Annotated in this window: 12 protein-coding genes and 1 tRNA gene; 4 read left to right on the forward strand and 9 right to left on the reverse strand. The window is 72.8% G+C overall.

The window, feature by feature from the left end; genetic code table 11:
* Positions 1-95 precede the first annotated feature (95 nt).
* Both DEI91_RS06535 and DEI91_RS06540 read right to left on the reverse strand, forming a co-directional pair.
* Positions 96-929 carry an inositol monophosphatase family protein gene (locus tag DEI91_RS06535; protein WP_111051505.1) on the reverse strand — a complete coding sequence of 278 codons (834 nt, stop codon included), beginning with the start codon at positions 927-929 and terminating at the stop codon, positions 96-98.
* Between the two features lie 182 nt (positions 930-1,111).
* Positions 1,112-1,194: transfer RNA gene (locus tag DEI91_RS06540), tRNA-Tyr, on the reverse strand.
* Between the two features lie 127 nt (positions 1,195-1,321).
* Here DEI91_RS06540 and DEI91_RS06545 point away from each other — a divergent pair.
* Entirely contained in the window at positions 1,322-1,810 is a 489-nt protein-coding gene (locus DEI91_RS06545; RefSeq protein ID WP_111051506.1) for a YajQ family cyclic di-GMP-binding protein, read from the forward strand.
* Between the two features lie 28 nt (positions 1,811-1,838).
* Positions 1,839-3,299, forward strand: coding sequence for a cardiolipin synthase (cls, locus tag DEI91_RS06550; RefSeq protein ID WP_111051507.1), 1,461 nt, complete (start codon positions 1,839-1,841; stop codon positions 3,297-3,299).
* An 84-nt stretch (positions 3,300-3,383) separates the two neighbouring features.
* Here the strand turns inward: cls and DEI91_RS06555 are convergent, their stop codons facing one another.
* The 4 genes from DEI91_RS06555 to DEI91_RS06570 are packed head-to-tail and all read right to left on the reverse strand — an operon-like array spanning position 3,384 to position 7,894.
* Entirely contained in the window at positions 3,384-4,538 is a 1,155-nt protein-coding gene (locus DEI91_RS06555) for a heparan-alpha-glucosaminide N-acetyltransferase domain-containing protein (protein WP_146244226.1), read from the reverse strand.
* A 2-nt stretch (positions 4,539-4,540) separates the two neighbouring features.
* Complete coding sequence (locus tag DEI91_RS06560) at positions 4,541-5,917, reverse strand: FAD-dependent oxidoreductase (protein ID WP_111051509.1); 1,377 nt, start codon at positions 5,915-5,917, stop codon at positions 4,541-4,543.
* Positions 5,918-5,974: 57 nt separating this feature from the next.
* A complete protein-coding gene (locus DEI91_RS06565; RefSeq protein WP_111051510.1) occupies positions 5,975-7,051 on the reverse strand; it encodes a polyprenyl synthetase family protein in 1,077 nt (358 codons plus the stop codon).
* A 48-nt stretch (positions 7,052-7,099) separates the two neighbouring features.
* Positions 7,100-7,894, reverse strand: a complete 795-nt coding sequence (locus DEI91_RS06570) for a demethylmenaquinone methyltransferase (RefSeq protein WP_111051511.1) — start codon at positions 7,892-7,894, stop codon at positions 7,100-7,102.
* Positions 7,895-8,042: 148 nt separating this feature from the next.
* Here DEI91_RS06570 and DEI91_RS06575 point away from each other — a divergent pair, with 148 nt between their 5' ends.
* A complete protein-coding gene (locus DEI91_RS06575) occupies positions 8,043-9,302 on the forward strand; it encodes an isochorismate synthase MenF (protein ID WP_111051512.1) in 1,260 nt (419 codons plus the stop codon).
* A 46-nt stretch (positions 9,303-9,348) separates the two neighbouring features.
* Here DEI91_RS06575 and menD read toward each other — a convergent pair whose 3' ends face one another.
* Together menD and DEI91_RS06585 are read right to left on the reverse strand one after the other, a co-directional pair.
* Positions 9,349-11,208, reverse strand: a complete 1,860-nt coding sequence (gene menD / locus DEI91_RS06580) for a 2-succinyl-5-enolpyruvyl-6-hydroxy-3-cyclohexene-1-carboxylic-acid synthase (protein ID WP_111051513.1) — start codon at positions 11,206-11,208, stop codon at positions 9,349-9,351.
* Positions 11,123-11,494 (reverse strand): PLDc N-terminal domain-containing protein, encoded by a 372-nt coding sequence (locus DEI91_RS06585; protein WP_111051514.1) that lies wholly within the window; start codon positions 11,492-11,494, stop codon positions 11,123-11,125. The genes menD and DEI91_RS06585 overlap by 86 nt, the downstream gene beginning before the upstream one ends.
* An 82-nt stretch (positions 11,495-11,576) precedes the next feature.
* On the opposite strand from DEI91_RS06585, the gene DEI91_RS06590 reads away from it, so the two are divergent.
* A complete protein-coding gene (locus DEI91_RS06590; protein WP_111051515.1) occupies positions 11,577-11,897 on the forward strand; it encodes a DUF4229 domain-containing protein in 321 nt (106 codons plus the stop codon).
* 22 nt (positions 11,898-11,919) lie between these two features.
* Here DEI91_RS06590 and DEI91_RS06595 read toward each other — a convergent pair whose 3' ends face one another.
* Positions 11,920-12,915, reverse strand: coding sequence for a 1,4-dihydroxy-2-naphthoate polyprenyltransferase (locus tag DEI91_RS06595; RefSeq protein WP_258374313.1), 996 nt, complete (start codon positions 12,913-12,915; stop codon positions 11,920-11,922).
* Between the last annotated feature and the right edge of the window lie 53 nt (positions 12,916-12,968).

Genomic DNA, 12,968 nt, shown 5'->3' on the forward strand with positions numbered 1-12,968 from the left:
AGCAGGTAACGGGACTCGAGAACGGTAGCAAAGGTCGGTGCTCCCCGCCAGTCGTGCGGACGTCCGTGCAGGCCCCCCAGAGCGGGTGTCGTCACTCAGGCACCGAGGACGTCCTCCTCCAGGGCGCGGACGAGCGTGACGAGGTCCTCCGCGATGCTCGGCGCGGCGAACAGGAAGGACCGCGTGTCCCCGGCTTCCCAGATCCGGACGACCGCCCCGGCCGCGGCGGCGACGACCGACCCGGCTGCCATGTCCCACGGGTTGATGCCCCGCTCGTAGTAGGCGTCGACGGTCCCCGCCCCGACCGCACAACAGTCCAACGCCGCCGCTCCCCCACGGCGGACGTCCCGCACCTCGGTGACGAGGCCGGCGAGCACCGCGGCCTGCTCCCACCGTCGGTCGGCGGTGTAGCCGAAGCCGGTCGCGACGAGCGTCTCCGCCAGGGACGCCGGCGCGGCCACCGTGACGGGTCGGCCGTCGAGGGTGGCCTGCCCCCCGGCGACCGCGCGGTACACCTGGCCGGTCGCGGGCGCGATGACGACGCCGGCGACGGGCTCCCACAGCGCGGGGTCCGGCACACCGCGCACGACCGCGATGCTCACCGCGTAGGCGGGGCTGCCGTACAGGTAGTTGACCGTGCCGTCGATCGGGTCGACGACCCAGGTGAGGCCCGAGGCGCCGCCCGAGGAGCCGGACTCCTCGCCGAGGAAGGCGTCGTCCGGCCGGGCCTCGGCGATGCGTCGGCGGACGAGTGCCTCGACCTCCCGGTCGGCCGCGGTGACGACGTCCGCGATGCTCGACTTCCGGTCGGCGACCTCGACCCCCTCGGCACGGCGGCGCACCGCGAGCGCGGCGGCCTCCCGGGCGATCGACTCGGCGAGGGCGGCGAGGGCGTCAGGGGCATCGGTGACGAGCGGGGCATCGGTCATGGTCCCGATCCTGCCCCACCCGGTCCGCGGACGCCGTGTCGGGAACGGGACCCGGCCGGGCGGGCACGAGACCGGACGCCGGGTTCTGGGCCGGGTGGACCGAGACCGGGTGCGGCGACCGGCGGGGGAACGAGAACGGCCCCGTCCGGAGACGGGGCCGTGTCGCCAGCTTCGCTGGGCTGTGGCGAGTGAGGGATTCGAACCCCCGGAGGCATACGCCGGCTGATTTACAGTCAGATCCCTTTGGCCGCTTGGGTAACTCGCCATGTGCGCACCCGGCCCGTGTCGTCACCGACCGAAGGCGCGCTGAAGAGCATAGCGGATGTCCGGGAGTGCTCGCGACCACGGCCGCCGAGGAACGGGGCCACGTCCCGCCGGATAGGCTGTCGGGCATGGCAGACAGCTCCTTCGACGTGGTCAGCAAGGTCGACAAGATGGAGGCGGAGAACGCCCTCAACCAGGCGGCGAAGGAGATCGAGCAACGCTACGACTTCAAGGGCGTCGGTGCATCGGTCGCGTTCAGCGGCGAGGACGTGCTCATCAAGGCCTCGACCGAGGAGCGTGCCCTGGCCGTCCTGGACGTGCTCCAGACGAAGGCGATCAAGCGCGGCATCAGCCTGAAGAGCCTCGACGCGGGTGACCCGTACCCGTCCGGCAAGGAGTTCCGCATCGACGTGTCGTTCAAGAACGGCATCGAGCAGGACGTCGCCAAGAAGATCGGCGCCGTCATCCGGGCAGAAGCGCCGAAGAGCGTGAAGAGCCAGGTGCAGGGCGACGAGCTCCGCGTGTCCTCGAAGAGCCGCGACGACCTCCAGCAGACGATCCAGCTGCTCAAGGGCGAAGAGTTCGACGTGCCGCTCCAGTTCATCAACTTCCGCTGACCGCCCGCTCCTCCGCACACCCGACCCCGTGGAGCACTGGCTCGTCGTCGCACTCGTCGTCGTCCTCATCCTGTTGGACCTGGCGATCCGCGCGTTCTCGCTCGTCTACGTCCCGATCAACCGCAAGCCGCAGACCGCGACCGGCTGGCTGCTCGCCATCTTCCTGATCCCCTACATCGGGTTCATCCTGTTCCTCGTCCTCGGGTCGACGAAGCTGCCCCGCTCCCGTCGGGAGAAGCAAACCGAGATCAACCGCTACATCCTCGAGCAGACCGAGGGCATCGAGCGCGTCCGCCGCGACCACCTGTGGCCGGCGTGGCTCGAGAGCATCACCCGCCTGAACCGTCAGCTCGGGGCGATGCCGCTGGTCGGTGGCAACCAGGCCGAGCTGTACCCGCACTACGACGACGCGTTCGCCGAGATGACGAACGCCGTGGACGCCGCGCGACGGTTCGTGCACGTCGAGTTCTACATCGCCTCGCTCGACCCCACCACACGGCCGTTCTTCGAGTCCCTGGCGCGGGCACGGGCTCGCGGCGTGACCGTCCGGTTCCTCATGGACCACTGGGCGAGCAAGAGCTACCCGCACTTCAAGGAGACGCTCGCGTTCCTCGACGCGGCGGGCATCGAGTGGAACCTGATGCTGCCGCTGCAGCCCCTGCAGGGGAAGTTCCAGCGCCCGGACCTCCGGAACCACCGGAAGATCCTGGTCGTCGACGGTTCCGTGGCGTTCACGGGCTCGCAGAACCTCATCGACCGGTCGTACGACCTGAAGGCCAACATCGACCGCGGCCTGCGCTGGCGCGACCTCTTCGCCCGGTTCGAGGGCCCGGTCGTCGCCGGCATCAACGCGCTGTTCGTCACGGACTGGTACAGCGAGACCGACGAGCTCCTGCTCCGCGAGAGCGACCCCGTGCACCGCGCCGACCGCGCCGACGCCCTGGACTGCCAGGTCGTGCCCTCCGGACCCGGGTTCGACGGCGAGAACAACCTCCGCCTCTTCAACGCGCTGCTGTACTCGGCGCAGGACCGGGTGACGATCACCTCGCCGTACTTCGTGCCGGACGACTCGATGCTGTACGCCATCACGACGACGGCCCAACGCGGGGTGGACGTCGAGCTGTTCGTCGGGGAGATCGGCGACCACGCCATGACCTGGCACGCGCAGCGCTCCTACTACGAGGGACTGCTGCGGGCCGGCGTGCGGATCTGGCTCTACCGCGCGCCGACGGTGTTGCACGCGAAGCACTTCACGATCGACGACGACGTCGCCGTGATCGGGTCGAGCAACATGGACATGCGCTCCTTCACGCTGAACCTCGAGATCTCCGTGATGGTGCGCGGCAGGACGTTCGTGCAGGCCCTGCGCGGGGTGCAGGACGACTACCGGGCGGCCAGCCGTGAGCTCACGCTCGACGAGTGGCTCGCCCGGCCTCGCCGGTCGCGGGTCTTCGACAACATCGCGCGGCTCACCGCGGCGCTGCAGTAGTGGCCCGGGAGGCACCTCCGGCGTCCGGCACGTCGGCCCGGCCGTCCCGGGGTCCGGCCGGAGCGTCCCCGACGGGGCGGCCGGTCAGGACCGGACCCCGCTCCGTTCCCCGTCGGGTCGGAGGGGCACCGCCGACGCCACCGCCGCGGTGAGCCGCTCGAGCGGTCCACGGCCGAGGAAGCGGCGCCAGACCATCGCGAACAGGACGGCCCCGACGGTGAACGCCCACCACGTCGTCGGTCCGTGCGGCAGGTCCGGCCACGCCGCGATGACGACCAGGTGCAGCGCGTAGACGCTGAGCGGCATCGAGCCGACGGCGGCCAGGGGGAACGCGACCCGTGCGACGGCCGGTCCGTGCCCGTCGAACACGAGGCGGCACAGGGCGATCACGGCGACCGCGACCGCCGCCGTGCCCACGACGTCGACGATCGATGACGAGTGGTCCCGCGGCGACAGGAAGACCTGCGCGACCGCCTGCGCGGTGTCCGAACCGGCCGGGACGAAGGGCACCCCGGGGAACGCACCGGTGGTGTCCGCCGGGACGGGCGCGGCCACCGCACCGATCACGTAGGCGGCCGCGGCGACCACGGCACCCGTGACGAACAGCGCGACCTGCCGCAGCGTGTCGGTGCCCGTCGCGCCGGCCCGGGACCGCGCCACGGCCAGCCCGACGAACACGTACGTGGCGAAGGTGACGACGGGGTAGACGAGCCCGAGCTGCACACCGGTCATCCCCGCGTCCGCGTACGCGGGCAGGACCGCGACGACGACGGGCGCCGATGCGAGGGCACAGGCCGCGGCGAGCACGAGCAACGCCCACGACCGCCACCGGAGGACGGGCAGGGCGAGCAGGAACAGGGCGCCGTACGTGGGCAGGACGACGTAGACCGGCGTGCCGAGCGCCATGAGCACGAACCCGACGGCGACCACGACGACGGCCCGGAGCGCCAGGCGCGCGCGGACCCGACCGATCGTCGGCGGGCCAGGAGGCGCCTCCCGACCGCTCACGAGACCGATCGACACCCCGGCGAGGACCGCGAACAACGCGGCGGACCGACCGTTGACCACCGCGCTCCAGCTGGTCGGGTCGGCCCAGTCGACCTGCTCGGCCACGTCCCCGACGTGTGCCGCCATCATCCCGAGCAGCGCGACCGCCCGGGCGACGTCCACCCCCACCAGGCGCCCGGACGACGGCGCGCCCGGCACCCCGGTGCGGGGTGCCGGGCGCGTTCCGGTCACGGTCAGCCCTGCGAGCCTGCGTGGCTGCGGCGGAGCGAGACGTCGATCATCTCGTCGCGCGGCACGACCTTCACGCGGGCGCGGCCCTCGGCCTCGCCGAGCGCGATCTCGTGCTCGTCGAGCGCGTGCCACCCGTCCAGGTCGGTGAAGTCGACACCGCGCTCCCGGAGGAGCGCCGGGACGGCCTCCTCCGACGGGTCCTCCGGCGTCCACCAGCTGCCCTGGTCGGTGACGATGTGCTGCACGGTCTCCATCGCGTCGGACTTGGTGTGCCCGATGAGGCCGACCGGGCCACGCTTGATCCACCCCGTCGCGTAGACCCCGGGGATCGGGGTGGCGTCGGCGTCCAGCACCTGGCCCTCGTGGTTCGGGATGACGCCGTAGCGCTCGTCGAACGGGACGCCGGGCAGGGGCGAACCGACGTACCCGACGGCGCGGTAGAGCGCCTGGATCGGCAACTCGCGGACCTCGCCGGTGCCCTCGACGCCGCCCTGGCCGTCCGGGCGCGTGCGCTCGTACCGGATGGCACGGACCCTGCCGTCCTCGTCGCCGAGCAGTTCGAGCGGCTTCGCGTAGAAGTGCAGGTGCAGACGGCGGCTGGCGGTGCCGACCTCACGCGTGCGCCACTGCTGCAGGACGCGGTCGATCACGGTGACCTGCTTGTTCGTCTGGATGGCGAGCTTCGAGGCCTCGTCGTGGTCGAAGTCCTCGTCGTACACGACCATGTCGACGTCGCGCAGCTCGCCGAGTTCACGGAGCTCGAGCGGCGTGAACTTGACCTGCGCCGGTCCGCGTCGACCGAACACGTGCACGTCCGTGACCGGTGACGACCGCAGCCCCTCGTACACGTTCGCCGGGATCTCGGTGGGCAGCAGGTCCTCGGCGTGCTTGGCGAGGATGCGCGAGACGTCGAGGGCGACGTTGCCGTTGCCGATCACCGCGACGCTCTCCGCGGTGAGCGGCCAGGTGCGCGGGACGTCCGGGTGGCCGTCGAACCAGCTGACGAAGTCGGCCGCACCGTACGACCCGTCCAGGTCGATGCCCGGGATGTCCAGGTCGGCGTCCTTGATCGCGCCGGTCGAGAACACGACCGCGTTGTAGTGCCGCTTGAGGTCGTCGAGCGTGATGTCCTGACCGAACCGGACGTTGCCGAAGATGCGGATGTCGCCGCGGTCGAGGACGTCACGGAGCGCGTTGACGATGCCCTTGATGCGCGGGTGGTCGGGCGCGACGCCGTAGCGGACCAGCCCGTACGGGGCCGGGAGCTGTTCGAAGAGGTCGATCGAGACGTCGAAGCCGCGAGCCTCCCGCAGGAGGATGTCCGCGGCGTAGATGCCGGCCGGACCGGCGCCGACGATGGCGAGTCGGAGGGTGGGCACTGATCGGTCTCCAGTTCGTTCAGGTCAGCGGACGCGGTCGGGGACCGGCGCCGCGGGTCAGCGGCTGCGGTCGACGACCGTCTCCGCGAACCGGGTGAGGGCTCGTTTCACCGTGCCGTCCGGGAGCGGGGCCAGGGCGGCCACCGCCTCGTCGGCCCAACCGGCGGCGAGGGCGCGGGTGGCGAGGGTCGCCTCGTGGTCGTGGAGCTCGGCGACGGCGCTCTGGTAGGCCGGCGAGTGGACGGCGTCGTCGGGGGCGTCCCGGACGTCGCGCTCGATGCGGGCGAGGAGGGACGAGGCGCCCGCGTCGGCCGAGGCGCGTCGCCGGAGCTGCAGCAGCGGCAGCGTGTCGACGCCGGCGCGGAGGTCGTTGCCGGCGATCTTGCCGGTCTTGTCCTTCGCCGGGGCGAGGTCGATGACGTCGTCGACGAGCTGGAACGCGACGCCGACCTTCTCGCCGAAGGTGCCGACGGCATCGAGGAGCGAGCGGTCCGCTCCGGAGAACATCACGCCGGCCCGGGCGGCGGTGGCGATGAGCGACCCGGTCTTGTCGCTGAGGACCTGGATGTAGTGCTCGACCGGGTCGTCCTCGGGCTGTGGCCCCGTGGTCTCGTGCAGCTGGCCCATGCAGAGACGCTGGAACGTCTCGGCCTGCATGCGGATGCCCTCCGGCCCGAGGTCCGCCGTGATGAGGGACGCACGGGCGAAGAGCAGGTCGCCGGTCAGGATCGCGATGTTGTTGCCGTACGTGACGTGGGCGGCCGGCACGCCGCGACGCACCGGCGCCTCGTCCATGACGTCGTCGTGGTAGAGCGACGCCAGGTGGGTCATCTCCACGCTGACCGCGGCCTTCACGACGTGGTCGGTCACGCCGTCGCCGAGCTGCGCGATGAGGAGCGTCAGGGTCGGGCGGATGCGCTTGCCACCCGCGGCGAGCAGGTAGCGGCTCGTGGTGTCCGCCAGGGTGTCGGCGGAGCGCATCGCGTCCTCGAGCCCCTGCTCGACGAGCTCGAGGCCGTCGTCGACCGCGGCGATGAAGCGCCGGTCCGCGGGGGTGGCGAACAGCCGTTCCCCGATGCCCAGGGAGGCGCGGAGACTCGGCGCGCGTCGTGCGACCGGGACACTCGGGTTCAACTACTGCTCCGTACTCGCAGGTGGCGGTGGGGACCTGGGCCGCGGGGCCTAGGCCTGGGCCTCGGGCTCGACGCGGGGCTGCTCGCCCGTCGGCTGGTGGTCGCGACGCGCCTTCGCACGACGGGCAGCCGATTCGCGGACGCTGCCGGCGACCGGCTTGCGACCGCGGTGCAGCGCGACGATCCCGGCGGTCAGGTTGCGGTGCGCGACCATCGTGAACCCGACGCCGCGGAGCCACTGGCTGAGGACCTGCTGGTCCGGCCACGCCTCGATCGACTCGGCCAGGTAGCGGTACGCGGCCGGGTTGCTGCTGGAGAGCTTGGCGATGCCCGGCAGGACGCGCTTGAGGTACGTGGTGTAACCCAACCGGAGGGCGGCGAACGGCGGCGTCGAGAACTCGCAGACGACGACCCGGCCGCCGGGCTTGAGGACGCGGAGCATCTCGGTGAGCGCCTGCATCGGGTCGTTGACGTTGCGCAGGCCGAACGAGATCGTGACCGCGTCGAAGGACTCGTCCTCGAACGGCAGGTGCTCGGCGTCCCCTTCGACGAAGGTGATCTCGGGGTGGCGCTCACGACCGACCGCGATCATGCCGGACGACAGGTCGAGTGCGGTGACCTCGGCACCCTTCTTGGCGAGGGCCGCCGAGCTCGTGCCCGTCCCCGCCGCCAGGTCGAGCACGCGCTCGCCGGGCTGGGGGCCGACGGCCTTGACCGTCGCGACGCGCCACAGCGGGGCGTTGCCGGCCGACAGGATGTCGTTGGTCAGGTCGTACTTCGCTGCGACGTCGTCGAACATGGCCGCCACTTCGTCCGGCCGCTTGTGCATGTCCGCTCTGCTCACCCGGTCATCCTAGAGCCCGCGGCCGGGCGCTTCCCGGCAGGTGTGCAGGAGCGCACCAGCCCGGGCGCGTCCCGGACGTGCACGGCAGGCGCCCCGGCCCGTCGTGGACCGGGCGACCGCCGTCCTGGTCGGCGCGTAGCATCGGTCCGTGACCCGTCCCGCCACAGCGGTGCAGCCGCTCACGGTCTCGACCCGGATCCTCGACGACCCGGGCGCCGTGCTCCGCCACACCCTCGCCGAACACCCGCTGGCCTTCGTGCGGAACGGGGACGGGATCGTCGGGATCGGTGAAGCGCTCCGGTTCGAGTTCTCCGGCCCGGACCGGATGCGTGCCGCGTCCGCCGTCTGGCGCGAGCTCACCGCCGCAGCCACCGTCGACGACCCGGTGCGGTTGCGGGGCACCGGTCTGGTGGCCTTCGGGACCTTCGCCTTCGCCAACGACTCCGCCGCGACGAGCGTGCTCATCGTGCCGCGCGTCGTGGTCGGCAGGCGACGGGGGCGCGCGTGGATCACCGCGATCGACACGACGGACTCCCCCGCTCCCCTGCCCTTCTCGAGCACGTCGGTCCCGGTCCCCCGCGTGGGCCCGCACGTCTCCGTGCCGCTGCGCCCGGGAGCGGTCGACGAGGACGCCTACGCCGCCTCGGTCGCCGCCGCCGTCCGCGCGATCGCGGCCGGCCGTGCGCAGAAGGTCGTGCTGGCGCGGGACCTGGTCGGGACGCTGCCCGCCGGTGCCGACCGCCGGGCGGTGCTGCTCGACCTCGCCGCCGCGTACCCGTCGTGCGTGACCTTCGCGGTCGACGGGCTCGTCGGCGCCACCCCCGAGACGTTGGCCCGGACCGAGGGCCGGACCCTGACCGCGCGGGTGCTCGCCGGCAGCGCCGCCCGCGGGGCCGACGCCGAGCGCGACCGCATCGCCGCGGAGACCCTCGCCGCCAGTGCGAAGGACCTGCAGGAACACGCCTTCGCGATCTCCAGCCTCGTCGCGTCGCTCCGCCCGATCGCGGCCGACCTGCGCGTCGACCCGCAACCCTTCCGACTGCAGCTGCCGAACCTCTGGCACCTCGCCAGCGACGTCGAGGCCGTGCTGCCCGCCGGCGTCACCGCACTCGACGTGGCGGACGTGCTGCACCCGACCGCCGCGGTCGCGGGCACCCCCACCGACGTCGCCGTCCGCCTGGTCGCGGAGTTCGAGGGCGTGGACCGGGGTCGGTACGCCGGTCCCGTCGGCTGGCTCGGTGCCTCCGGGGACGGCGAGTGGATGCTCGCCCTGCGGAGCGCGCAGATCGGGGACGACGGGTCGGTGCGCGCCTGGGCGGGCGCCGGCATCGTCGCCGGGTCGGACCCGGCCCGCGAGGTCGCGGAGACACGGCTGAAGTTCCGGCCGATCACCGACGCGCTGGCCTGAGCACCGGCCGGGCGCCGGCACCGGCCGTCCGCCGGCAGCGGCCCGGTCAGTCCGCCAGCGGCACCTCGATGACCACCCGCTCGGCGGGGTCGGTCAGCACGCGCTCGAGGTCTCCCCACGTCTCCGCGCGGCGGTACTCCCACCCGAGCCCGGTCACGACCCGCTCGACGTCGACGTCCTGCGGGGTGGTCATCATCCGCCGCATGTCCTCCGGCGCCGTGGTCGCGGCGACCTCGAGCCCCCGGAAGATCGCCCCGCCGCCGTCGTTCCCGACGACGACCTGGAGCCGCGGGCGGTGCTCCTCGGTCCCGGTGACGAGGCCGCCGAGGTCGTGCAGGAACGTGAGGTCCCCGACGACGACGCGGGTCGTCCCCGCCGTGCCGGCCGTCGCCTCGAGCGCGGTGGCGATGCCGAGGGCCGTCGAGACCGTCCCGTCGATGCCCGCCAGACCCCGGTTCGCGTGCACCCGGATCTTCTTGCCGGGAACGGTCATGTCCGCTTCGCGGATGATCTGGGACGCCCCGAAGACCAGCCGGTCATGTGGCCAGGTCGCGCCCCACACCGCCTCGGCGAGCATGGCCCGGTCGACCGGACGGCGGCGCAGCGCGACCTCGTCCTTGAGGAACCGGTTCCGCTCGGCGCGGTCCGCGGACCGCTTCGCCTCGAGGTCGGGTCCGGCGTCACCGCCGCCGAGCAGCGAGCGGCTCGCGGTCACCCACCGCCCCACCCAGGCCCGGTGCGCGGGCCCGGTCGGTCCGGTCACGCGGACCCCGGAGACGACCTGCGTGGTCGCCGTCGGCCGGGAGGCCCGTGCCGGGTCGTAGACGTCGGCACCCGCTCCGCGCACCACCACCGTCTCGACGTCGGCACGCTGCAGGAGCGCCGGGACCTCACGGCTGAGGGTCGGGTGTCCGAGGACGACGGCGCGACGCACCCGACCGCCGAAGGAGGCGTCCCTGAGGAGGTCCCGGTAGGCGGCGACGGCGTTCCGGCCGAAGCGCGCCCCGCTCGACACCTCGGCGAGCAGCGGCGCCCCGAGCTCCCAGGCGATGCGCTCGGCGTCGACACCGGCGTCGTGTCCGGCGATCACGACCGTGGCCGGTTCGTCGTCGGGGGTGAGCACGGCCTCCGGCAGCGCTGCGGTGGTGCGGCGGCGCGCGAACTCGAGGTCGATGTCGGCGTCCGGCACCCCCTCGGCACCGTCGAGCCCGGCGGAGAGCGGCTCGCGGAAGGCGAGGTCGAGCTGGACCGGCCCGGGCTGCCCGGCGTGACCGGCGGCAGCGGCGACGGCCTCCCGCACGAGGGCCCGGACCGTGGCGCGGACCCGGTCGTCCACACCGTGCGTACTCGGCGCCTGCACGTCCCGCACGAACGCGACGGCCGGCCCGAACATGCCCGGCTGCACGGTGGTCTGGTTGCTCCCGATCCCACGGAGTTCCGCGGGGCGGTCCGCCGAGACGACGATCATCGGCACGCCGGAGTGGTGCGCCTCGAGCACGGCGGGGTGCAGGTTCGCCACGGCGGTGCCCGACGTGGTCACGACCGCGGCGGGCCGGCCGGACTCGACCGCGAGGCCGAGCGCGAAGAACCCCGCCGTCCGCTCGTCGAGGCGGACGTGCACGCTGATGCCACCCGCTCGTTCGAGCGCCACCGCGGCGAGGGCCAGTGCCTGCGACCGGGAGCCGGGACTGACGACGACGTCGGTCACGCCGGCGCGGGCGAGCTCCTGCAGGAAGGCGAGTGCGAAGTCCGTCGCGGGACTGCCGGACGCGCCGGGGGCGGCCCGTCCGTCAGCGGGGACACCGTCAGCGGGCGCGCCGTCAGCGATCGGGGCGGCCGTCGTCGTCGCCGTCGTGGAACTGTTCTTCGAGGGATCGGAGGGTCGCGTCGTCCTGGTCCTTGTCATCGCTCTGCGGTCCGGGAGGCGTCGTGCCCCCGAGGAAGTCCGGGTCGTCTTCGGGACCACGGTACCCGGCACCTCCGCCACCGCCACCGCGTGGACCGCGCGCCGGCGTCCGACCGAGCAGGAACCACAGCACGCCGCCGACGACGGGGAGCACGACGACGAGCAGGACCCAGATGCCCTTGCGCAGCGACCGCACGCGGGACCGGGGCATCGTGGCACAGTCGATGAGCGCGTACACCGTGAACGCCACGGCGGCGACGACGATGACGAGCCACAGTCTGACCATCCCCGGAGTCTAGGTCGGCAGTCTGTGACCCCCCTGGCGTCCGGCAGGGCGTCCGTCGACCCCACGTCCGTACACTTGGAGGGTGAAAGCGTGGCTCGTGTACACCCTCGCCCGGCTCGGCATCTTCGCGGCGGCGCTCCTCCTGCTGCTCCTGGTCGGCCTGCCCTGGTGGTGGGCGGCGATCGGCGCGGCACTGATCGGCCTGCTCGTGTCGTACATCGCGCTGCCCGGCCTCCGGAGCGCGGTGACGTCGTCGATCGCCCAACGCCGGGCGCGTCCGGAGCGCGACGCCGACAGCGACTTCGAGGACGACTTCGTCGACGCCGCCGACACCGACCCCCTGCACGACACGGGCCGCAACGGCTCCGCCGGTACCGCGGGCATCGACACCGGGAAGCAGTAGCCGACCCGGCCGCGGCCGACCGCTACGGCTGGACGGCCAGCGTGGCGGCGAGCACGACGCCGAACGCCAGGGCGGAGAACGACGACAGCTGCAACGCCGTGATGAGCTCCCGCGGCTTCCGCGAGGACACGCCGATCGCCAGCGCCGGCAGCGCGAGCAGCAGGGAGAAGTACGTGTACCCGCTGCGGAAGTACAGCACCACGAACCAGACGAGCACCACGTAGGGCAGCATCAGGAAGAGCGCGAACAGCACCCGCGCGACCGGCCGTCCGACCACGACCGCCAGGGTGCGCTTGCCCGCCGCCGTGTCCTCGTCGATGTCGCGGATGTTGTTCACCATGAGCACGGCGCACGCGAACAAGCCCGCGGCAACGGCTGCCGCCCAGCCGCTCAGGGTGACCTGACCGATGAGCACGTACTGGGTGCCGAGCACCGCGACGAGCCCGAAGAACACGAACACGAAGACCTCGCCGAGCGCGTTGTACCCGTACGGCGTCTTGCCTCCGGTGTAGAACCAGGCGGCCACGATCGCGGCCGCTCCGACCGCGATCAGCCACCACAGCTGGGTGAGCACCACGATGACGAGGCCGGCGACCGCCGCGAGGGCGAAGAACGTCAGGGCGACCGTCAGGACCGTCCGCGGTCGGGCCAGGCCCGCCCCCGTCAGCCGAGCCGGACCGACCCGGAACTCGTCGGTCCCGCGGACCCCGTCCGAGTAGTCGTTGCTGTAGTTCACACCGATCTGCAGGAACAGCGCCACGGCGAGGGCGAGCAGCGCGACGGCGAGACGCCCGTCGGTCGACAGGAACGACCCGAAGTCCCCCGGGACGCGGCTGTCGACGTACGCCACACCGGTGCCGAGCACCACGGGGACGACGCCGAGCGTCAGGGTCCGCAGCCGTGCCCCGCCGATCCAGTCGCGCGCGGTCGCGCGACGGGCGCTGCGCTGCGGTGCTGCCGCCTTCGCGGGGTTGCCGGACCTGCCCTTGGGACGTGTCGTGTTCTTCGCTCCTGCCACGACCGCCCATCGTATCCGCGCACGGCGTGTCCGTCGGACGGCCACCGCCGGTC

Origin of the sequence: Curtobacterium sp. MCBD17_032, assembly GCF_003234855.1 — a bacterium.
Taxonomy (GTDB): domain Bacteria; phylum Actinomycetota; class Actinomycetes; order Actinomycetales; family Microbacteriaceae; genus Curtobacterium.